Genomic DNA, 21,467 nt, shown 5'->3' with positions numbered 1-21,467 from the left:
TCTCTTCGTTGTAGTCCTGTGACTCCAATTTAGACAGGTTGTAAATCTAATATCCCGGAGCTTCACTGCGCGCGACGTTACTGCGTAGCGCGCTTCTGAGGTAATTACGTGCCAAAAAAAATATTCTCTGCTGCTTTAATTGCTTTATCACTGATACTCACCGCATGTGGTAAAGCGCCGTCCGAGCAAAAAAACACACCGCTTGCCACTGTTCGTATAGAAACGGTTGAAGCACAAGTGCTCCCCATCCACAGCGAATTGAGCGGGCGAATCGTTGCTCCACGCATTGCTGAAGTGCGGGCGCGTGTCCCTGGTGTGGTCATGGAGCAGAATTTTCGTGAAGGGAGTGACGTAAAGAAGGGGGAGGTTCTTTTTCGGATTGATCCGGCCCCTTTGAACGCGGAGCTAGATAGTGCGCAAGCTAAGCTGCGTAAGGCACAAGCCAGTGCCGTTCAAGCGCGGTTGCAGGTTCAGCGTTACACCACGCTAATCGAGAGCAACGCCATTAGCAGGCAGGAGTATGACAACGCCATTAGTGCTGCTCACCAAACCAACGCTGACGTGTCTGCGAAGGAGGCAGCAGTTGCACAAGCAAAACTAAATCTGAGTTATGCCACGGTCATTGCTCCGATCTCAGGTCGAGTTGGCCGAGCGCTGGTAACTGAAGGGGCTCTTGTCGGTGAGGGCGAAAGCACTCCGTTAGCCCTGATTCAGCAGCTAGATCCAATCTATGCCGACCTGAGTCAATCTACCCGCGAACTCAATGAATTGCGTAAGGCGTTCCGTTCAGGGCAAATGCAGCAGGTTGGCCATGATCAAGTCAAGGCTACACTTGTTCAGGACGACGGCAATCCTTACCCCCTAGGAGGCAGACTGCTCTTCTCCGACATCAGTGTCGACTCCGGCACTGGCCAAGTCATCGTGCGAAGCGAGTTTCCCAATCCAAATCTTGATCTCCTCCCAGGTAGCTTTGTGCGGGTGCGACTGGAGCAGGCAATCAATCAACAAGGCATCAGTGTTCCGCAACGTGCGATCCAGCGTGACAGCGCCGGCGTAGCGCAAGTTTTATTGCTTGATGCTAACGATCAAGTCGCTCAAAAAGCGGTGCAGCTAGGCCCAGTTGTTAACAATCGTTGGGTTGTCATTGGCGGACTTAACCCAGGTGATCGAATCATCGTTGAAGGCCTGCAGCATGCCCGTGCCGGCGAGAAAGTGCTGGTCGACAACACTCCCTCATAATTTGCTCGGGTGACTGAGCGATAGGACGGACATAAATTTTATGCCGCAGTTCTTCATCGACCGCCCGGTATTTGCTTGGGTGGTCGCGCTATTTATTCTTCTGGCTGGCGCTTTGGCAATCCCGCAACTACCAGTGGCGCAATATCCCAATGTCGCGCCGCCAAAAGTTGAGATCCAAGCCTCGTACCCGGGTGCCTCAGCAAAAATCGTCGACGAGAGCGTTGTCAGCCTTATTGAAGAAGAGCTCAACGGCGCCCACCACCTTTTGTATTTCGAGTCGCAGAGCAGCCTTGGCAGCGCCACCATTACTGCGACCTTCAAGCCTGGAACAGATCCGGATCTGGCGCAGGTGGACGTGCAAAACCGGCTAAAGGCAGTTGAGTCGCGTCTTCCTCAGCCAGTCATCCAACAAGGTATTCAGGTCGAGAAAGTCTCAACCAGCTTCCTACTGCTGATCACTTTAACTTCGACAGATGGTTCGCTCGATAACGTAACGCTCAGCGACTATCTTGCTCGTAATGTGATGAACGAAATCAAGCGGCTTGATGGTGTCGGCAAGGCATCCCTCTACGGCGCGGAACGGGCTATGCGGATCTGGATTGATCCGCAGAAATTGATTAGCTTCAACCTGACCCCTGCAGATATCAATACCGCTATCTCCGAGCAGAATGCGCAAGTGGCTGCGGGTAGCATTGGGGATTTACCCAATTCCAACGCTCAGGAAATCACTGCGACCGTGTTGGTAGAGGGCCAGTTAACGACCCCTGAAGGTTTCGCTGACGTCGTTTTGCGTGCAAACGCGGATGGTTCGGATGTGCGCATCAAGGATGTAGCTCGCGTAGAGATCGGGAGTCAGGAATACCAATTTTCCACTCGCCTAAATGGCAAGCCATCAACAGCCATTAGCGTCCAGCTGGCACCTGGAGCCAATGCGCTCGAAACTGCTGGCCTGATCAAGGCAAAGATGGACGAGTTATCCCGCTATTTTCCACCCGCTGTAGAGTATCAGTTGCCATTTGATACCTCGCCATTCGTTAAAGTCTCGATCACCAAGGTCTTTTACACCCTTGTTGAAGCTATGGTACTGGTGTTCGCAGTGATGTTCCTTTTCCTGCAGAACATCCGCTACACCTTGATTCCGACGCTCGTGGTACCGGTCGCACTGATGGGCACATTGGCGACATTGCTAGCTCTGGGGTTTTCTATAAATGTGCTAACAATGTTCGGTATGGTATTGGCCATTGGCATCTTGGTTGACGATGCCATTGTGGTAGTCGAAAACGTCGAACGGATCATGGTCAATGAAGGCCTCTCACCCGTTGAGGCGACGCGCAAGGCGATGCACCAGATTACCGGTGCAATTGTCGGCATCACTCTTGTACTCGTAGCAGTGTTCATTCCTATGGCGTTCATGCCAGGTACTGTCGGCGTGATCTACCAGCAGTTTTCGCTATCGATGGCCACCTCAATTCTGTTCTCGGCGTTTCTTGCCCTTACCCTTACGCCGGCCTTGTGCGCCACTTTGCTTAAACCTATTTCCAAGGGAGATCATCAGGCTAAAAAAGGCTTTTTCGGCTGGTTCAATAGACAGTTTGAGCGATTGACTACTCGTTATGAAGGTTGGGTGATCTATGCGCTCAAGCGCAGTGGCCGCTACTTGTTGATCTATGGCGTTCTGCTGGTTGGCCTGGTGATTTGCTTCAATCGATTGCCTACTTCATTTCTTCCGGTCGAAGACCAAGGCTATACCATTACCGATATCCAGCTACCGCCTGGTGCCAGCAGGAAACGTACTGTCGACGTCGTGCAGCAAATTGAAGCACACAACGCTACCGAGCCAGGAGTCGCGGACAGCACCATAATTTTAGGTTTCAGCTTTTCCGGTAGCGGTCAGAACGCAGCACTCGCGTTCAGTACGCTAAAAGACTGGTCTGAGCGAGATTCAACGGATTCAGCTGCGTCCATTGCTGATCGTGCCACCCATGCGTTTGGTCAAATTAAAGATGCTGTAGCCTATTCTGTCCTGCCTCCACCGGTAGATGGCTTGGGGAATTCCAGTGGCTTTGAGTTCCGCTTGCAAGATCGCGGAGGGCTTGGGCACGAGACACTGATGCAAGCACGTACAGCTCTACTACAAGCTGCAGAGAAAAGTCCGGTACTGACTAACGTCCGTGAAAGTGCACTAGCGGAAGCGCCTCAGGTGAAGCTCGTTGTTGATCGTGGAAGAGCCAAAGCCATGGGTGTTTCCTTCGCCGATATCAGTAATGTGCTCTCGACCTCCTTGGGGTCTACCTACGTCAACGATTTTCCTAACCAGGGAAGGATGCAGCGTGTAGTGGTTCAAGCTGAAGGCGATCACCGTAGTCAGGTGGAGGACTTACTGAAAATACACGTGCGCAATAACTCCGGGAATATGGTGCCACTGGAGGCTTTCGTAAAAGCAAATTGGACATTGGGCCCCACACAGCTAACGCGCTACAACGGATATCCGGCTGTCAGCATTTCTGGTGAGCCTGCCCCAGGTTATAGCTCTGGGGAAGCCATGGCAGAAATCGAACGTTTAGTTGCGCAAGGCCCAGCAGGTCTTGGCCAGGAGTGGACGGGGCTATCTCTGCAGGAGCGTATATCCGGTAGCCAAGCACCACTGTTACTGGGATTGTCGCTGCTGATTGTGTTTCTGTGTTTGGCCGCTCTCTACGAAAGCTGGTCAATACCAACATCGGTATTGCTCGTAGTTCCTTTGGGGGTGCTCGGCGCTGTATTGGCCGTGACCATGCGTGATATGCCCAACGATGTTTTTTTCAAGGTCGGCTTAGTGACGATCATTGGCCTATCGGCGAAAAATGCAATTCTTATCATCGAGTTTGCCAAGCGCCTGCATGAAGAAGGTCATGATCTGATAGACGCCACCGTGCAAGCGGCACGCTTGCGGTTGCGACCAATCGTTATGACTTCCTTGGCATTCATCCTTGGGGTCGTTCCGCTGGCGCTGGCTACCGGTGCGAGCTCCGCAAGCCAACAGGCAATCGGAACTGGTGTGATCGGAGGAATGATCACCGCAACGCTAGCGGTGGTGTTTGTTCCAGTGTTTTTCGTTGTCGTGATGCAGATGGTCGGCAAGCACCGCAAGAAACTCTAGGCAATAACCTGCCGACCCTCTTAATGGTCGGTAGGAAGCTGTATCTCTGATTATCCCGTTAGCTGAGAGAGTGGCAATGGTAAGTAACGAGCAACGAGAAGCGCCTATTCAGAACCAGGCAGGTATCGTCGAAGTACCCGTGCATTATATGAGAGGTGGTACCTCCACCGGCGTGGTGATCGCGGAGCACTGGGTACCGAAAGACGAGACCTTGCGCAGAGAGCTGCTGTTGCATCTTATGGGAGCTCCGCTTTCTGGACAGCAGAAGGGGAATCGCCAAATCACGGGACTTGGGCGAGGCGTCGCCACCAGCAACAAGATATTTTTGGCATCAGTCGAGGACTCGCCAACTGGGCGCCAACTGATAAGCACTCTTGCTCAACTGGCAAGTGATCATGGTGAAATAGACTGGAGCGTCAACTGCGGAAATATGTCCTCTACTCTGCCACTCTGGGCTATCGATACTGGCCTATTTTCAATACCTGCGAGCGGTGAAATTGAGATCAGGATCAGAAATACCAACACCAATGTCGTCACGATCACACGCATGTTGCTGGATGTGCGTGGCATGCTTGTGACGGCTGATATTCCCGGAGTGAGCGGTTCATATCCACGCGTTGATCTGTTTCTTCAATCTCCTGTTGGTAGCAAGACCGGCGCCCTGCTACCAACTGGCTCTGCCGTCGACAATATTGCCGGCTATGAAGTCTCGTGTGTCGATGTTGCTGTTCCCATGGTCATCATGGACGCAGAGAGCTTTGGTAAAACTGGTCATGAACCAATTGCTGAGCTCGAAGCAGATGCTGATTTTATGGCGGCATTCAGGCACGTATGGATTGAGGCCGGCCTGAAAATGGGTCTACGTCGTCGTGATGGAGAACGGATCAGTCGTGCTGAACTTGAACGAAGTGAAACTATCCCTAAAGCCTGCATCGTCGGTGCTTCAAGACACGGGGGCAATATTGCAGTTCGCTATTTCACGCCACAGACCGGTCATTCTTCTATGGCTGTATCGGGTGGTTGCTGTCTTGCTGCAGCCTGTCTCATTCCTGGCTCGGTGGCTCATAAATTGGCTCAGGGAATCACTCAGCCTTCGGGATCTTACTCGGATATCGACGTCAGCATTGAGAATCCAGCCGGTCGACTGGATGCCACCGTTGTCGCTAGCGATAACGGCGGGAAAATCGCAATACAAAGTGTTGCTTATCGAAGGAATACGCAGATCTTGATGCGTGGACATGTGCCGCTTTATAGAGCATCAGCTGCATTGGTCAGCGCTTTGATGGGGTGACTAGACGAAGCGATTAAACGATCTGCTTCAGCCGGTAGGCCCGCTGAACACTCGTGCCATCGTTTTTGAGACATATCCCGTATAGCTAGGAGACGGCTTAAGATAGCTTTCTGAACACTTCCCTCTGAGTGTTCAACGATGACTTTCCAATCCCCGTCCAGCAAGTTTTTGCGAATACTGGTCGCTGATCAAGAGTGTTCACGTCGCTCGATGATTGAAAAAGATCTCAATGGTCTTGGTTATTACCGAGTCGCTCCGGTGAGCTGCTTCAGCGACCTGATAACGCTCACCCACTATAGCCCAGACCCCTTCGAGCGATTTGACTTGGTTGTGGTTAACGCTGAGTTGGTCTCAGCAGTGGGGATGAATGCACTCGATTTTTGCTTGGAGAATACGCGACTTCGCCATGCGTTGATCTATGACTCAAGCCTTCAGAGGCGATTTCCGCGCACCTTTTGTGAACGCTCAAGTCAGCAGGTTCGGTTGATTCATAAAATCGATCGCACGCAGCTAGTAGACTTTCTCTCTTTGATTGATCCCTCCTTCGATCTGCTCTCAGCAGGGGCTTGCTAATACTTTTTCAATGTCCGTTTGCGAGCTGCTCTGATGCACAGAGCGAGGAGGTGGGTGAGAAGGCACCATCGTTTACTGAATGGATGCATGTGCGTCAGATCTAAAGTCGTTTGGGATCTACTCCTGGACTCTATCCTCCTCGAATGCTCTGGAGCTTTCCATGATTGGTGAAACTATGTTTTCCCGGGCCAAAAAAATTACATTACTCGTAGTAACGACCGGAGCTTTGGCCGCATGTGCCGGCGTACCTGAGCCGCAGGATCAAATCTTACTTTCGAAAAACGCTGTTATGAGAGCGATGTCAGCCAATGCCACACAATACGCGCCAGTGGAAATGAAGAGCGCCCAAGACAAGATGCTTCTAATGGAGCGGGCAATGGGGGAGCATGATTATATAAAGGCCCGTGCCTTGGCCGAACAGATTGAAGTAGATGCCAATCTTGCTGAACGTAAAGCTCAAGCGGTGAAGTGGCAAGAGCAATTACAGCAGTCCCAAGTTGGTATACAGGTACTAAAACAGGAAATGCTTCAGGCTCCTTCAACTGGAGTTGCTCCACCTGCGAGTGTCACTGAATAAAGGAAGACTCTATGCACTACTCAATCAAGCTGCCGGCAATCTCACTTCTGGCATTGTTGATAGCTGGCTGTGCTACACCTGACATTAACAGTAAACTGAAAGAGGCTCATGAACGCTTTAGCACGCTGCAAAGTAATCCGCTGTCTAACACCATGGCTCCATTGGAAACCAAGGATGCATTTCAAGCCTTGAATAAGGCAGATGCAGCCTCTAACGCGGATCACCTCGACCCGGCGGTAGATCAGTTGGCTTATCTGGCAAACCAGAAAATTGCCTTTGCTGAGCAAACGATTTTGGGACGCAAGGCTCAATCGGATCTTCAAAATATCGCGGTTGAGACGACGCAGGTGCAATTAGACGTCCGCACTCAGCAGCTCAAGGCATTGCAAGCCATGAACGCCAAGCAGACCGAACGTGGCCAGGTAATTACTTTCAACGATGTGTTATTCGACACAGGGAAGGCTGAATTGAAGTACGGCAGTCGACGTAGCTTCGAGCAACTGGCCAGCTTTCTGATAGCCAACCCTGAGCGCAAGCTAAGGGTAGAAGGCTTCACCGATAACGTGGGGAGTGATGAGTTCAATCAGCGCCTGTCCGAACGTCGTGCTGCCTCGGTCGCCGCAGCACTTTCACAGTTGGGGGTCGACCCCGGACGTATTTTTACCCAGGGATATGGCGAGGAGTACCCGATTGCTGACAATAACAGCGTCGATGGAAGGCAGCTCAACCGACGAGTTGAAGTGATTGTCTCGAACGGCGCTTCGTTGGTTAACAATCGTTACTAAGACCTTCCTCTGTTAAAGCCCGCTACCCTACAGGGTAGCGGTTTGCCTTCTCCATGCAAAGATATTTGAGCCTTAGGGTAGGGGGCTCCTTTATGACGTTTGCACGGAAGGAGGCGACTTAAGCGTGAGAATAATAATGCCAAATAAAGATTTGAGATTTCTAATCGCCGATGTACAGCATTTCTATCGATTGAAAATTGAGCGGGCGCTTAATCAGCTGGGTTATTACCGTATCGCGCCTATGCAGAGTTTAAAAGAGCTTCTGAGCGTCATAGACGCGGGAAGTGAGCCGGTTGACCTTTTGATAGTCAATGCCTCCATTGCTGAAAGCGAAAAGTTTGATTTGCTTTCGTTTGTTGCAGGAAATTCACAGGTTCGATACACCCTGATTTATGGCGACGAACATCCGACTGCGGAGAGGAGTTCTTCACCGAGAACCGTTCAACTGACCTCCATGCCGTTACCTGACATGTCAACGCTCAACCAGGTTATGGCTGTAGTGGATCCTCATCGTGACGTTCTGCTCTTTAACGTAAAGGCTGAAATTGATCGAGCCTTACCTACCCGACTCCAAGCAGAAAAGCATCGGCGCGTTCACTGATTTTATACAGTTGACCTAATAGAGCTGCAGTGGCATGGACTCATACGCTTACGCACGGCCCGATTAGGGCCGTGCGGAGCAGCAAGTTAGGGCGCTGAAAACTGCTTCAGGACGTGCGCAAGGCTCGCGTCTGATAACTCACCAAGATGGCTTTTAATCAGGCGGCCATCAGCGCTGTAGAACAACGTTGTAGGCAATGCCATCGAACCTACGACTTGGCCTAGGCGTCCCCCGCTATCAAACAGGATGTTGTTCAAATTCAAATCTTGGCTGGAGAGGAATTTATTTACTATGTCCGCTCCCTCTCCTTGGTTCACAAAGAGGAAGGTCAAGTGTGGATTTTCCGCTTGAGCTTTTTGCAGAACTGGCATTTCACGACGGCAAGGGGGGCACCAGGTCGCCCATAAGTTGATCACCAAGGGACGCCCCTGGAAACTGGTGAGATCAACCATTTCTCCGTTGATGTTTCGTACAGGGATTTCCGGCAACTTCGTACCTTGCTCGTATACGCTCAATGATAGAGAGCCCAACCCCCATAAAAGCATGCCGCTGATGACTGACGCAGCCAGCGGGCGACGCAAATTGGCATTTCTCCAGCCCCATAGCAAAGCCACAAGCATAACGGCGATGGCGCCTGAGAGCGCGTGGAAGCCTCCATCGCGAATGTCGACGATTCGCCAAAGGTCATCACCATATTGTTCTCTATAAATCAGCACGAAGCTGATGCGAGCCACTAGAAGGCCCAGCATAAATAGCCAGAACAACACCGAGTCCAAGCGTTGCTTGCCTTGTTTGGCCACCCTACGTCCAATCAGCGTCGCTGCAAGGAGTGCCAAGAAAAGCAGGAGGTGGCTCAAGGAGATGACGAAACTTCCGATGTTAAGGGTCAGCATTAAAGGCTCTCTTTCGTTTGGTTCCAGCGTTGTAGAAACTCTTCCGCATCAACCTGTCCTGTGATGCGTCGACTGCGGCGCTCTTCTCCATCAGGGCCGATCCAAAGAAAGCTTGGTGGCCCAGGTACTTTGTATCTAGCCAGCAATTCACGGCTATCAGCGTTATCGGCAGTCACATCAAGTTTCAGTAGGCGTACATCCTTCAGTGACTGCATGACCTGGCTTGAGCCAAATACTTCCTTCTCCATGACTTTGCATGACACACACCAGTCAGCGTAAAAATCCAGCATCACCCATTGGCCATTTGCTTTTGCTGAGTCAAGTTCAGTCTGCAATTGTGCGGGAGACTTCAGCTTGACGAAGTTGTCTTGGACGGCTGAGCGCTGAGCTTCAGTGGAGGCTGAGGCCGTCCCTAGTACCTTCAAAGGGCGCCATACATCATCGGCACCTATAGCTGCGCCTACCATCAACAGGCTACCCCAAATACCAAATGTCAATGATGCAATACCGAACACGTGGTGGGGATGGCGCTCATGCCAAAGTGTGTATGCAAAAGCTAACGAGAGAATTCCCCACAATCCGATCCAGAGTGATTCATCTAGAACAGGACGAAGCATGTAAATCGCCGTTGCAAGGAATAGGAAGCCGAATGCACCTTTTAGCAAATTCATCCATGCACCTGGTTTTGGTAGGAAGCGATTACCTACAGTGACCAGTAGTAGAAGAGGTATACCAATACCCAGGCCCATTGCGAACAAAACGAGGCCGCCGTGGAGAGCATTTCCGCTTTGTGCGATGTACAAGAGGGCACCAGCTAAAGGAGCTGTCATGCACGGGCCGACAAGAAGCCCGGACAACGCCCCCAATACGCCGGCGCCGACCAAGCTGCCGCCGTTGCGTTGACGGCTTGCGTTCTCTAGGCGGTCACGTACGAAGCTTGGCAATTGGAGTTCGAAAAAGCCAAACATTGGCAGCGCGAGTAGAACGAAGATCGCTGCAAAACTACCCAAAACCCAAGGCTGTTGTAAAAGAGCTTGAAGGTTCGCTCCCAGCATTGCGGCGAGTACGCCCATGGAGGCATAAACCAAGGCCATACAAAATACGTAGCTGCCCGCGAGGGCAAACCCGCGACGAGGGCTCGCGCCGCTACCAACGACCAAGCCAGCTAGTATTGGAAGCATAGGAAGAGAGCAGGGGGCGAATGCCAGAAGCAAACCTAGACCAAAGAAAATGAGCAAGCTCCAGCCTAAAGCGCGTTGCTTTAGGCCGCTTGCCAAAGCTTGATCCTGTGCTTCACCACCGGTGTCTATTGCAGTTGAGCCACCCAGATCAATGGTCAGTGATTGCGGTGGGTAACACAGGCCCGCGTCAGCACAGCCTTGCCAGCCCAGTTTAAATTTGCCGGTCGCGCCTGCAGGGATCTTGAGTTCTAGACCTTGCCGATAAACCTGTTGAGTACCGAAAAACTCATCACTGTGGGTCTCTCCCTCAGGGAACGATGGCTTGTACTCATTAGGTAGGCCATCGAAGGTTAGGCGCTGCTGGTAGAGGTAGTAGCCGTCAGCTATCTGCCAATAGAGCTGGGTTTCGCCGGAGGGTAAGCGTTCGGAGGTAAAGCTGAATGCTTTCTCTGCGGCTAGAAACTGCGGCTCAACATCAAATGGGCTAAGCACCGCATGGGTTAACCCGGAAAAAAACACCAATACTAACGCTAACAGTCGCCGCATAATAATATCCTTGGGATCGGAAGCCGCCGGAGATTATCACCTGTCAGTTAGTTAATCATTAATGAAAGGAGATTTTTATTTCCGTGCTTCGAGGTTTAACTAATTAGCAGATGTCGCTTTGGAGAATTGACCGTCAGTGTTTCTTGTGACTGAGCGGTCTGACGACGGACTAGACCTCTCTGGCACACCATAAATTATGGCGAGAGGTCTAGTCGTGCCGGGAAGGTCACGCCGTTTTAGCCAAACTCAGTGAGTGATTACGCACCACACACGTCATGAACTCCTCAAGGGCCGGATATTCTGGCAGCCCAGTATGAGTACGAAGCACGCCTTTGTTTTTCGGATCTATTCTTGTTGAGCTCGAGTCGCATGCATATACAAATAAGTTGTTTATGTTGAAGATTGTGCCAGAAGAGGCTTTGCCAGGAGTTGGCCTGATCATGTGCTCAGGTAAAATCAGGGCGTCAAACTTCCTCAAGCCATAGCTATTGAGGATCAACCCTTCAATCAAAGTTCGTGTAGACGCTACGCAGTAGTAACCCATGCGATTAAGCATTTTGTCAACGCAAATTGCTTGGGTTTCATTTGGTTCTACAATTAGAATCCTAATGTTTTTGTCAAACATTGTATCTCACCTTGTTTATCTGAATTTATCACCTGCTAGGTTATCTGGAATATCTATTTATAGGTTTAAGACTTGTCTCAAAAAGCGGCTAACTCGGAACATTGGTAACAGATGGCTAAAAATATTCTCGTATTCTTAGATGAGTGATAAAGCAGAAGAGGGCTTTGAAGTGAGTAAGCAGATCATTATTGTCGACCCACATGTTGCAATGCGTATGGCCATTCGCTCATTACTTGAGTGCGAAGGCTTTAAGGTGGTATCTGAAGTGGATAACGGCGCTGAGGCGTTGCAAGTTGCTCAAGTGCTGAAGCCAGACTTAATGATCTTGGAGATTGATGTGCCGAATCTTGACGGGCTGACTGTTATCCAAAACGTAGTAGCCAGAAAGTTACCTACAAGAATTGTCGTGTACACCGGTCAGCAGCCAAGCCAGTTGGCTAGTCGCTGCTTGCAGATAGGAGCGCACGCTTTTATATCTAAAAAAAATGATCCAAATGAGCTTTTGCTTGCAGCTAGTGCTGCATTAGAAAATGAAATTTATTTTTCCAATATTCCCTACGTTAGTCATCGGATGGGCGTAAATGTTAGTGAGTATGAAATGCTTAACAAGCTTTCTGTTAGAGAGCTGCGCGTTATGCAGCAGATTGTCCAGGGGCTAAGTAATAAAGAAATTGCAGCGCGAATGTTTTTGAGTAATAAGACTATTAGCACTTATAAGTCGCGAATCCTACAGAAGCTCAATATGAAAAATATTATTGATTTGCATGGATTCGCGAGTCGCAATGGCTTGGTCTAAGGTGGTGTTAAGTTTCTTGTAGTTGCGAGTGTAGTTTGAATAATTCCGTGTCTGTTTTTATTCCAAGCTTTTTGAAGGCTGCTTGCTTTTGCCCACTAATAGTTTTTCTACTGCGTGAGAATTTAGCCGCGATTTGGATGACAGAAAGACCTTCTAGGCAGCATCTGAGAACTTCTCGCTCTTTTGGAGAGAGCTCTGTATTATTAATAAGTGCATTTTCAGTCTGAAAAGGCAGGCTCTCATCTGATTTTCCAATTTTTGGAAAGTTTTTTTGTTCAGCTGCAATCTCGGGAGCAAGGTATATTTTGCCCGTTGCCACCACGCGAATGGCTTTAATTAAATCATCGGTTTCCTGAGATTTTCCAACAAAGCCATTGGCGCCGGCACGAATACTCAAGTTAATTGTGGCAGGGCGTTCTAATGAAGAAAAAATTAAAATTCGTAAATCTGGATAATGACTGCGTACTAACTGAATCAGCCTGATGCCGTCAAGGTCGCCATCCGTTAACTGATAGTCAAGTACCACCAAGTCCGCCTCTTGGTTGCGCAAAGCTTCAAGCAACTCGTTGCTTCTGGCGTATGTACCTACGATTTTGAAATCTGATTCAAGAGCTAACCTTATTTTTAGAGCCTCTCGAATCAAGGCGTGATCATCCAGCAAGCAAATTCGCAGGGGGGATAGGGTTGACCATCTCATTGATTTTGAGCTCCATCCGTAGGTGGCACGGTGTGTTTGTAAAGGTTTCTACACTGACTCATTGCTCGCTACATTAGCCTAAGATTGCACCTAAAGAAATCTTTTGTCGTGGGTGATTCTGGTGGCCCAGTTACTGGGTTTGAGGCGGAAAGCGTCATTATTTGAGACATGTCTTGCTCTTAAGGGGTGTGCATTTATCTGGAGTTAGGCTTCGTAGGAACAAAAAATGCAATTTAGTACGCTTAGAGCTACATTTAGCTTTCTGATCTATGAGGGTTACGCTTGTATAAGGTCTCTCTGAGACCGACCCTATCCCAGTAACGACGCTCATTCAGAGCCTCCGGATGATCAACGGATTGTAAAAATTGAACAAAATATTGGCCTTTCGCAGCGTTACAGCATTTCTTTTTTTATTCATAGCGCACGCTGCGCTGGGGGCTGTAGGTAACGAAGGGGTTAAGCTGCTGGTGCACACTCCCTTGACGGCTCCGCATTTGATCTTTGATGCCAAAACCCAAGCCTGGTTGGATAGAAGGTCAACGATTCGTGTCGCATTCTGGGGTGGCGCGCGTCCTCCAATGCATATTGGCTTCGATCCAAATAGCTTCGAGGGCGTGACCGCTGACGTACTGGGTTTACTGCAAGACAGTCTTGGATTACGCATACAAATGCTACGATTTGCCGACAGGTCTGAGGCGCTACAAGCAATGGCTAGGGGAGATGTCGATATACTAGCCCTGAACGATATTACAGACCCTGATAACCCAGTCTTTAATTCTAGTAAACCCTATCTTTTAAATCATAAGGTTATTGTCCGCAGAATCACTGACTCCCTTCACTCTAAAACAGGTAGTGCGAGGGAGCGTCTCGCTTACATCGGCATGACTGATGCACATATAAAGCGAATACAGGAGCAGCATCCAAACAGCATCCTTGTGCCGTACGTTAATCATTTAAATGCTCTTGCGGCAGTCGCATATGATCAAGTTGATGCGCTGCGAACTAACGCCGTAACTGCGGAGTTTTTGCTTTCTAGCTTCTATCGAAATGATCTATTTTCCTCGCCAGACCCGGGAGCTGGCTCCACTGCGGATATAAATTTCGCTGTCAGTGCTCGATATCCGCTATTGCTAGACGCAGTTAATCAGACTCTTTCTGCTATTCCAGTAGCTGATATGTTGCGGATTACGTCGAACTGGGCTCTAAGCAATAATTTCGTAATAGCACCGAAATCACTTGATTTGACACCAGAGCAAAAGAGCTGGATCGCTCACCATCCAAAGCCAAAGGTCGTCGTAGCAGACTCCTATGCACCATTAACATTTTTTGATGAGAAGAATCGACTGAGTGGGCTTAGCGCAGATATGCTAAAGCTTATCGAACGATTGACAGGCTTAGAATTTGAAATTGTTCGCAGCGATAGCGTTAGCGATATGGTCAAGCGATTGCAAGATCGAAAGGTCGATTTGATCGCTGCGTTGAGCATTGGAGACTTTCGGCTCGAGCCCAATCAGTATACACGGCCTTACATGATAAGCCCTTTTGTCGTAGTCACCCGGCGGAATGAGGCTGGTATTCAAAGCCTAAAAGAGCTGAATGGCTTGCGCTTAGCATTGCCTTGGGGGAGCCCACTTTCGTTCACTATACAAAATGAGTTTCCTGACATCATTCAGGTCACTGCGCAGAATGCAACTCAGGGGCTTGAGATGCTAGCTGCTGGAGATGTTGAGGGAACTGTCCATACACAGTTTGGTGCTGACTATTTCATCAATCACCATTTTCAAGAAGATCTACATATAGCTTCGGTAGTTGGGCCGTGGCCAGCCAGGGTCGCCATGGCGGTTGGGCCGGACAATAAAATTCTGAAAGATATTATTAACGCCGCATTACTAGAAATCAGACCAGATGAGTTTAAGGCGATGAACGATCGCTGGCGTGTTCATGAGCCGCCGGCGGTGGCCAGTTCATGGAATACTTACAAGGATGTGGTCTACACTGTAATCATAGCAGCTGTACTTTTTGTTCTCGTATTTCTGACATGGAATTATTATCTGCGAGTACAAATCCAGAAACGGCAAAAAGCAGAGCGAGCTCTGGAGGATCAACTTCAGTTTACTCGAACTTTAATAGACGGAGCGCCGTTGGCTCTCTACGTTCGAGATGGACAGGGTAAATTAGTTGATTGTAATCGAGCCTATCTAGATTTCTTTGATATTGAGCGGGAGTCGGTAGTTGGTAAGACCCTGATGGAAAGCGATATTGCGGGAGTTGAGGTTAGCACTAGGTATCATCAGACCTATATGGATGTACTTAACCATGGGCAAGCGAGATTTGATGATATGGATGTTGAACTTCAAGGGAAACAATACCGTGTTTACCATTGGATTCTTCCATTTCTCAACAGCACCGGCCAATATATCGGGATAATTGGTGGTTGGCTCGACATAACCGAACGTTCGCAATTGATAGAGCAGCTGCGCGTGGCCAAAGAAGCTGCTACGGAAGCCAATCGTTCAAAGTCTGTATTTTTGGCAAGCATGAGCCATGAAATCCGAACCCCCATCAGCGCGCTAATTGGATTGATAGAGCTTTTGCGCGTCCGTGGTGGCACAGCCGAGCAGATTGATGAAAGCCTTGAGGTAGCCCATCAATCTGCTCAGTCATTACTTTCTCTGATTGGCGATATTTTAGATCTTTCTAAAATTGAAGCTGGTGCTATGGAACCCTCGCCTCGGCCCACCCAATTAGTTGAAATGATGCAGTCAATTCACAGGTTATTTGAAACCAATGCGCATAAAAAATCCTTGGATTTTAAGTTGGTGACTGAGGTGAAAAATAGCGATGTAATGATCGATGCGCTGATGTTGAATCAGATCGTATCAAACCTTGTAAGCAATGCTATTAAATTCACAGATCAAGGCAGTGTACAAATTCTTTTACGAGAGCTTACGGTTTTGAATGGGGAGAATACCGCTCGCTTCGCCATTCAGGTCAGTGATACAGGTAGCGGTCTGAGTGAAGACTTGCAGCGCGCGATTTTTGAGCCATTTGTACAGGCAGATCCCCAAGCTCATAGAGCGACGGGTACTGGACTTGGGTTGAGCATCTGTTCCAGCTTAGCCAGCCTAATGGGAGCTCAACTAAGTGTCGATAGTCAGATAGGGCTTGGTTCTCGGTTCACACTTACTTTCGATGCCCAGATAGTCGAAATAGTAGAAGATGACGCCGTCCAAAATTTTACCCATCAAACTCAACATAAGTTAAAAATACTTGTCGTTGAAGATCACGCCCCCAATCGACTCCTACTATGTAGGCAATTGGAATATCTGGGGCATGAGGCCGTTCCCTGTGATGATGGTGAGGCCGCGCTTGAGCAATGGCAGCAGGCAGATCCAGCGTTCGATCTGACCATAACAGACTGTAACATGCCTAAGATGAGTGGATACGAACTGACTCAACGTATACGTGAAGCAGAACAGCGAGATACTGTTCGTATGCATCCTATTTTTGGTTTGACTGCAAATGCGCAATCGGAAATTACTGAACGTTGCTTGAAAGCGGGCATGACGCGCTGCCTGTTTAAACCCGTAGGTATCGAAATGCTTGAAGTTCTAGTCAATGAAGTCGCCCAGGCTACTGAGCGCCGCTTACAGGCTAGCGAGGTAACCTTAGGTGGTGACCTTGAAAAAATAAAATTACTTAGTCCAGATTCGTATCCTGGGTTGGTGAATGAAATCATCATGACACACCGTGAGGACGCGGCTAACCTAATTCAATTGTTCGGTAAGAACGATCGAGAGGGAATAGCTAAGATTGCTCATAAAATACGAGGAGGGGCTTATATGAGCGGAGATCTGACGTTGGCAAGTGCCTGTACTGAGCTTGAGGGAGTCGCTAACAGAAAAACAGGGGAAATAGTAGAATCGCAAGTTTATAGCGTGCTGAAAGGCTTAGATGCACTTGAAGAGCGTTTGTTAGGTGGTTTGACTTAACGTATTATGCGAATAGCCAGGCATTGTGCCTGGTTGTTGGTTCTATGCACTAATTCGATAGTCTTTAGGTTGTGGGCACTATTGGCTTAGAAATATAAAATTTGAGCGTTTACTGGTGTTGGCTTGAATGCCCCGCTTTCCTGTTAGAACTGTAAAATCCATCGAGCTTAGAGTGCCGTTTGTTGCTCAAGAAATATTTGGGATAAAATTTCTATTGCAATTACCGCTAGTTGGGCGCGCTTTGTTAAATCTATAAACTTGCATGTTTTGAGAAAACTCTAAAGTAATGACGTTGATTGTTGCACTGGTTACTGCTATGTAAATCCTATAATGCACAAATTTGCTTGCTCGATTTAGTCCTTGGTGTGTATAGAGGGTGATTGTGTTGTGCTCCCGATTACTTTCATTCCTATAGAAATGGTCAGACCGGTAGAACGACTATAGCGAGTAAATAAAAAGTACAGATTTTTCGAGATTTCGAATTTTAGATTGATTTGGATGTTGGGGTAACTAAGTGTTGTCAGGAAAATTTTGTAGGTCGATTTTTAAAGGGAAGTAGATGATTTTTCTTAAGTGTTGATTGCTTATTGATTTGTTTTTTGTTCAATCGAAAGGTTGAATTTGGGGATAGGGTGACTGGCGTTGAAGTGCTGTGTCGTAAGGTGCTATGAGCAGATAATAGTCCAAAAGTAAGAAAAATATTAAGGCTGATTTACTAGGTCTATTGTCATAAGCGCCTCGCTTTTTTGATGAGCAGAAACCCTAGCCTCTTTTTCTGGCAAAAGCGGCTCGACGTCTACCCTGACGGTAAAAGTTTTACCGTTCATAGAGTGGCCATTCGTAGAGGGTGTAAAAATCTGCCCAGGCAGAATTAACTTGGAGTCGGACGGAGAATCGTTGATGGTGCCTTCAGAAGAGGTGCTGACCACCTGTACACTTTGCCCGTCCAACTGTGCATCATGAATTCGAACAAGCATGATACCTTGATTGCCAAATCTTAGATTTCCATCAGCCGCACGATCACCACGTAATGCTAGGCGAATTTTTTGAGAGTAGGGGCAGGCAACGCTAAGTATCAGCGTCCTTTTACCAAAAGTTAATTGATTCCCCCCTGTAGATGCATCTTGGAGTTGCCATCGAGATTGTGAAGTGTATTCAACAACGTTGCTTCCAGATGATAAAGCGCAGCGCGTATCTACAGGCAAAATTAAATTCTGGTTACCAGCGGAGTTTAAATCAGGTAGTGCCGCTTGAACCTCATAGCTAGTCAGTGTGAAAATTAGTGAGGTCATAATTTTTTTCAATGTTTATGCTCCTGTTAATGGCAATGTGAATTGGCGACTTCATAGAGTTCGTCAGTGTTGATTTTGTCCGGAAGCGAAATTTGAAACATACAAATGGTTGCTCCTGAGCTTTGCACCTCAAATACTCGATTGTTGGTCGCGTCGGGAATAAATATACTTCCTTTGTCACCTGCGATAGTTACAAAATTTCCTTCAGTATCAAAGACGCTCGCACCTCTGGGTAGTGGGTTTCCATTTTCACCTATGACATTGACTAATACTCGACGTGTACGTATTACATCAAAATTAATGTGGTTCACTGATCCTCGTGCTGCCTGAGTTTCATACCAGGCGTTGGAGATGTCGACATTTTTTGCCAAGCTACGAGTGTCAACTTGAATCGTCGACCTTTTGAAGCCCGTTAACGAGGGGACAACAGCGTATCCACTTGAGTTAGTCCAAGTTGGGCCTGATGAAGTATCAAGCTTAACATTCGCTTCATCACCGACTTTAGCCACGCCAAATGTATCTCCGACCCGATAAGGAGAGAGTGTGATCCCTTTTTCGTGCCCTACTAACGCACCAGTGGCTCGGGCTGACCAAGAAGTATAATTGTCTGAGTCTTGACTTACGCTGCCACTAACTTGGCTGATAGGGGTGACCATGTCCATGCTGCCGCTGTTCGAAACGCGCTGGCTTCTAAAGTCTCTTTCACTGGATAAACTCCAACCCCGATCTTGACTTGAACGATCGCTATAACGAAGTCCTGCTCGGCTACTATTGTGACTGGTACTTACATAGCTGCTTACACTGCGATTTCCAAAAGGAATGTTGATTGTCAAATAGAAACGACTATCTGCGTCGATAGTTGTGCTGCCTGTATCGTGCTCTAAACTGGCACCAACATACACGTTCCCAAATTGTTTGCTCCAGCCACCGCGAACATAAGTGGTACTATCCCCGCTATAGGAAGAAGCTTTTGCCATGGAGAAAGATATACTTCCGACTGACTCTGTTGCCCAACTGACTCCTGCGCCATATTGGTTTAGACTACGACCCAGTGTGCTATCGAGGTCGTCTTCTTGTATCGCATCACTCAGTTCGCGAAATCCTTTGCTTTGCACGCTGCCATTTAGATTTACAGCAATGCGATCGCTCAGGTTATGACTTAGAGAGGTGGTGAAAGAGTTACCTTGATTTCCATAGGTTACATCCTGAGATAGAGTGGTCTGCATGGACAGGATGGTGTTATCCCAAGGCTGCATGTCTAATCCAATAGCTCCCGCACGGTAGACGTTTGAGCCAAGTAATCCAGCATTCAAAGTTGTATGTGGATTTAACACCCAGCCATTTGCAATGGTCGCTAGCATCGGGGATTCGCTGCTACCTTGTTGATCAAGTTTGCCAGCTCCAAAAGAAAGACCAGGTGCTATTGCATTTCCGTTAAGTAATAGGGCTGACGCAGGGACTGTAAATCTTCGTTGCTCTCCGGTGGTTCCGGTCAAGGTAACCTCCAGATCTGATCGAGTATTTAATAGAGGAAAACCTTGAAGTCTAAATGGCCCTGCCGGCACTGTAGTGCTATGAACAAGTACTCCGGACTGACGTACCTCAACGACAGATTGACTATCTGCGAACCCCTCTACCAAAGCAGGCCCACCTTTGTTACCTCGTAGTGCCGCCTCGGGGAATACTTGGAATCCGAGCACTTGCCCCGCCCCAAACATCGAGTTGGATAGACCAACTTGTCCTGTTTGTAATACTTGTTTGGAAGTTGTGAAGCTACGTTGAGCATAGGCAGCTTGATGTCGCATGGAGTTCTCGCCATTGAATCGGGTGAAGGTCTGCCGGCTACGTATAATCCAATCATCAATGTTCATTCCGGTTTCAGAGCCTAACTGCATAAAATTTAGACCCGAAGATACTCCAGAGGAGTCTAGATATTGCGCGTCATAATTGAGTATGCCCGCAACTCCGCCATGACTCCAGTTGCTAACTTCTGTGCTTTGGTTATTCACCGCTTGAGCTGGAATAACCAGGTCGATTCTATCTTCGTTAGGGTTAAGTTGAACGTCCGCTTGAGGCCATGCTTTTTTTATATCGTAGCAGTTAGCATCTGCATCATAATTTTCGAGTGATAGCAAACCTGCTTGCTTTTGAAAACTCTCATCCGCGCATAACTCTCCCTTTTCATCAAATTTTGCCTTTATTTTACCCCGGTCATTTCCGTTTACTGTCAATGTTACATTTCGTTCGCCGGGCATGAATCGTGGTGCTTGACTAAACCAATCCGCAAGAGAAATATCGACGCCTCGAGACTTAAGTGCCTCGACGTCAAAGCCGGTTTCTTCTGGAGAACCTCCGCCTTGATCGGCTAGAATCTTTGGTGCGCCAAGCATAATGCTTAATAAGGCAGCAGTAAGTGTCGAGAATTTAAGTTCATTTGTCATCGGGGTAGTTTTTCTTCGCACCACAAAAGCCTTTAACGTATTAGCGCGGCGTCGTAATGATCGACTGTATAACCCCATGTCGTTGCTGGGGAAATTCTGACTTTAGTTGCTGTTTCAAATTTTTTTTCGTTAGTTGGATTAATGGTTAGTATCTGTCCTGGGAGGATATAGTTATTTGGAAGATTCCAAAAAGTATTTCCGGGAAGCGTTTCTACCTCTTCGCCCAGCCTTACTACGTAAGGCGATGGATTGCTAACGATTAGACTCGACTTATTAATTTTCCAGTTTAATTTTTTCCATGGAGCATAATCCTTCTCTAGCCCAGCAGGGCGAACGATGACTGGTAGATTCTGCCTTACACTCATCCGTACTTCATTATTGCCTTTTATTTGAGGGGGAACGCCGTCAAATGTTACGCGCATCAAACGTTCCGTTGTAAGAGGCTCGTTACTTGTCAGAATAAAACGGACTCTTTGACTTTTCCCTGGCTCTACTCGTGCTGCCGGAGGCGTAATGGTCAGTGGAACGTCTTTGTCATCATCTATACTGATCAAAGTGGTCAATAGTAAAGCAGGATAGCTGTCAGTGTTTTTAACATTTATCGCCGCCTCCCCGTCGCTTTGTTCGATAACTACGACAGATGTTTCGGGCAGCATACCTGTCGCATATGCACTATTTGATAGTGCGAAAAGCAGAAGTACCGCTACCTTCGAGTTGTCAGGAAATTTCATTTAGGCTTGCCTTGCGTTGTAACTGATGACTCGATTGCTCGAATAGTTTTATTTCTGCAATTGCGTTG

General features: G+C 48.2%; 16 protein-coding genes. 9 read left to right on the top strand and 7 right to left on the bottom strand.

What is annotated here, in order from left to right; translation table 11 throughout:
* The first annotated feature begins 108 nt into the window (after positions 1 to 108).
* From ACKJSM_RS07590 to ACKJSM_RS07560, 7 genes are all read left to right on the top strand, one after another.
* Positions 109 to 1,239, top strand: a complete 1,131-nt coding sequence (locus ACKJSM_RS07590; RefSeq protein ID WP_410237131.1) for an efflux RND transporter periplasmic adaptor subunit — start codon at positions 109 to 111, stop codon at positions 1,237 to 1,239.
* 40 nt (positions 1,240 to 1,279) lie between these two features.
* Entirely contained in the window at positions 1,280 to 4,378 is a 3,099-nt protein-coding gene (locus ACKJSM_RS07585; protein WP_410237130.1) for a multidrug efflux RND transporter permease subunit, read from the top strand.
* A 76-nt stretch (positions 4,379 to 4,454) separates the two neighbouring features.
* Positions 4,455 to 5,669, top strand: a complete 1,215-nt coding sequence (locus ACKJSM_RS07580; RefSeq protein ID WP_410237129.1) for a PrpF domain-containing protein — start codon at positions 4,455 to 4,457, stop codon at positions 5,667 to 5,669.
* A 138-nt stretch (positions 5,670 to 5,807) separates the two neighbouring features.
* Complete coding sequence (locus tag ACKJSM_RS07575; RefSeq protein ID WP_410237128.1) at positions 5,808 to 6,242, top strand: hypothetical protein; 435 nt, start codon at positions 5,808 to 5,810, stop codon at positions 6,240 to 6,242.
* A 160-nt stretch (positions 6,243 to 6,402) separates the two neighbouring features.
* Complete coding sequence (locus ACKJSM_RS07570; protein WP_410237127.1) at positions 6,403 to 6,819, top strand: DUF4398 domain-containing protein; 417 nt, start codon at positions 6,403 to 6,405, stop codon at positions 6,817 to 6,819.
* Between the two features lie 11 nt (positions 6,820 to 6,830).
* On the top strand, positions 6,831 to 7,604 hold the full coding sequence (locus ACKJSM_RS07565) for an OmpA family protein (RefSeq protein WP_410237126.1): 774 nt from the start codon (positions 6,831 to 6,833) through the stop codon (positions 7,602 to 7,604).
* 136 nt (positions 7,605 to 7,740) lie between these two features.
* Positions 7,741 to 8,205, top strand: coding sequence for a response regulator (locus ACKJSM_RS07560; protein WP_410237125.1), 465 nt, complete (start codon positions 7,741 to 7,743; stop codon positions 8,203 to 8,205).
* An 86-nt stretch (positions 8,206 to 8,291) separates the two neighbouring features.
* On the opposite strand, the gene ACKJSM_RS07555 is transcribed toward ACKJSM_RS07560, so the two are convergent.
* The 3 genes from ACKJSM_RS07555 to ACKJSM_RS07545 form a co-directional block, all read right to left on the bottom strand.
* Positions 8,292 to 9,098, bottom strand: coding sequence for a prolipoprotein diacylglyceryl transferase family protein (locus ACKJSM_RS07555; RefSeq protein ID WP_410237124.1), 807 nt, complete (start codon positions 9,096 to 9,098; stop codon positions 8,292 to 8,294).
* Positions 9,098 to 10,825 carry a protein-disulfide reductase DsbD gene (dsbD, locus tag ACKJSM_RS07550; protein WP_410237123.1) on the bottom strand — a complete coding sequence of 576 codons (1,728 nt, stop codon included), beginning with the start codon at positions 10,823 to 10,825 and terminating at the stop codon, positions 9,098 to 9,100. Before dsbD ends, ACKJSM_RS07555 begins: the two co-directional genes overlap by 1 nt.
* Positions 10,826 to 11,051: 226 nt before the next feature.
* On the bottom strand, positions 11,052 to 11,450 hold the full coding sequence (locus ACKJSM_RS07545) for a hypothetical protein (RefSeq protein ID WP_410237122.1): 399 nt from the start codon (positions 11,448 to 11,450) through the stop codon (positions 11,052 to 11,054).
* A 139-nt stretch (positions 11,451 to 11,589) separates the two neighbouring features.
* On the opposite strand from ACKJSM_RS07545, the gene ACKJSM_RS07540 reads away from it, so the two are divergent.
* On the top strand, positions 11,590 to 12,246 hold the full coding sequence (locus ACKJSM_RS07540; RefSeq protein ID WP_410237121.1) for a response regulator: 657 nt from the start codon (positions 11,590 to 11,592) through the stop codon (positions 12,244 to 12,246).
* 7 nt (positions 12,247 to 12,253) lie between these two features.
* On the opposite strand, the gene ACKJSM_RS07535 is transcribed toward ACKJSM_RS07540, so the two are convergent.
* Positions 12,254 to 12,943 carry a response regulator transcription factor gene (locus ACKJSM_RS07535; RefSeq protein ID WP_410237120.1) on the bottom strand — a complete coding sequence of 230 codons (690 nt, stop codon included), beginning with the start codon at positions 12,941 to 12,943 and terminating at the stop codon, positions 12,254 to 12,256.
* A gap of 365 nt (positions 12,944 to 13,308) precedes the next feature.
* Between ACKJSM_RS07535 and ACKJSM_RS07530 the strand changes: the two genes are divergently transcribed.
* Positions 13,309 to 16,935, top strand: coding sequence for a transporter substrate-binding domain-containing protein (locus tag ACKJSM_RS07530; protein ID WP_410237119.1), 3,627 nt, complete (start codon positions 13,309 to 13,311; stop codon positions 16,933 to 16,935).
* A gap of 701 nt (positions 16,936 to 17,636) precedes the next feature.
* Here the strand turns inward: ACKJSM_RS07530 and ACKJSM_RS07525 are convergent.
* Genes ACKJSM_RS07525 through ACKJSM_RS07515 form a run of 3 tightly spaced genes read right to left on the bottom strand, consistent with a single transcriptional unit; the run spans position 17,637 to position 21,399 of the window.
* Positions 17,637 to 18,239 (bottom strand): fimbrial protein, encoded by a 603-nt coding sequence (locus ACKJSM_RS07525; protein WP_410237118.1) that lies wholly within the window; start codon positions 18,237 to 18,239, stop codon positions 17,637 to 17,639.
* A 14-nt stretch (positions 18,240 to 18,253) separates the two neighbouring features.
* Positions 18,254 to 20,668 (bottom strand): fimbria/pilus outer membrane usher protein, encoded by a 2,415-nt coding sequence (locus ACKJSM_RS07520; protein ID WP_410237117.1) that lies wholly within the window; start codon positions 20,666 to 20,668, stop codon positions 18,254 to 18,256.
* 32 nt (positions 20,669 to 20,700) lie between these two features.
* The gene (locus ACKJSM_RS07515) at positions 20,701 to 21,399 is read right to left on the bottom strand and encodes a fimbria/pilus chaperone family protein (protein ID WP_410237116.1); all 699 of its coding nucleotides are present in this window, start codon (positions 21,397 to 21,399) and stop codon (positions 20,701 to 20,703) included.
* Positions 21,400 to 21,467: the final 68 nt, after the last annotated feature.

It is taken from the genome of Pseudomonas sp. PHC1, from assembly GCF_046487845.1.
Taxonomy (GTDB): Bacteria; Pseudomonadota; Gammaproteobacteria; order Pseudomonadales; family Pseudomonadaceae; genus Aquipseudomonas; species Aquipseudomonas sputi.
This window is presented reverse-complemented; position numbering and strand designations above follow the sequence as displayed.

Excerpts from the sequence above, each read along its gene's own strand:
- ACKJSM_RS07585 (WP_410237130.1), top strand. The coding sequence starts at position 1,280 with ATGCCGCAGTTCTTCATCGACCGCCCGGTATTTGCTTGGGTGGTCGCG.
- ACKJSM_RS07580 (WP_410237129.1), top strand. The coding sequence starts at position 4,455 with ATGGTAAGTAACGAGCAACGAGAAGCGCCTATTCAGAACCAGGCAGGT.
- ACKJSM_RS07575 (WP_410237128.1), top strand. The coding sequence starts at position 5,808 with ATGACTTTCCAATCCCCGTCCAGCAAGTTTTTGCGAATACTGGTCGCT.
- ACKJSM_RS07570 (WP_410237127.1), top strand. The coding sequence starts at position 6,403 with ATGATTGGTGAAACTATGTTTTCCCGGGCCAAAAAAATTACATTACTC.
- ACKJSM_RS07565 (WP_410237126.1), top strand. The coding sequence starts at position 6,831 with ATGCACTACTCAATCAAGCTGCCGGCAATCTCACTTCTGGCATTGTTG.
- ACKJSM_RS07560 (WP_410237125.1), top strand. The coding sequence starts at position 7,741 with ATGCCAAATAAAGATTTGAGATTTCTAATCGCCGATGTACAGCATTTC.
- ACKJSM_RS07555 (WP_410237124.1), bottom strand. The coding sequence starts at position 9,098 with ATGCTGACCCTTAACATCGGAAGTTTCGTCATCTCCTTGAGCCACCTC.
- dsbD (WP_410237123.1), bottom strand. The coding sequence starts at position 10,825 with ATGCGGCGACTGTTAGCGTTAGTATTGGTGTTTTTTTCCGGGTTAACC.
- ACKJSM_RS07545 (WP_410237122.1), bottom strand. The coding sequence starts at position 11,450 with ATGTTTGACAAAAACATTAGGATTCTAATTGTAGAACCAAATGAAACC.
- ACKJSM_RS07540 (WP_410237121.1), top strand. The coding sequence starts at position 11,590 with ATGAGTGATAAAGCAGAAGAGGGCTTTGAAGTGAGTAAGCAGATCATT.
- ACKJSM_RS07535 (WP_410237120.1), bottom strand. The coding sequence starts at position 12,943 with ATGAGATGGTCAACCCTATCCCCCCTGCGAATTTGCTTGCTGGATGAT.
- ACKJSM_RS07520 (WP_410237117.1), bottom strand. The coding sequence starts at position 20,668 with ATGACAAATGAACTTAAATTCTCGACACTTACTGCTGCCTTATTAAGC.
- ACKJSM_RS07515 (WP_410237116.1), bottom strand. The coding sequence starts at position 21,399 with ATGAAATTTCCTGACAACTCGAAGGTAGCGGTACTTCTGCTTTTCGCA.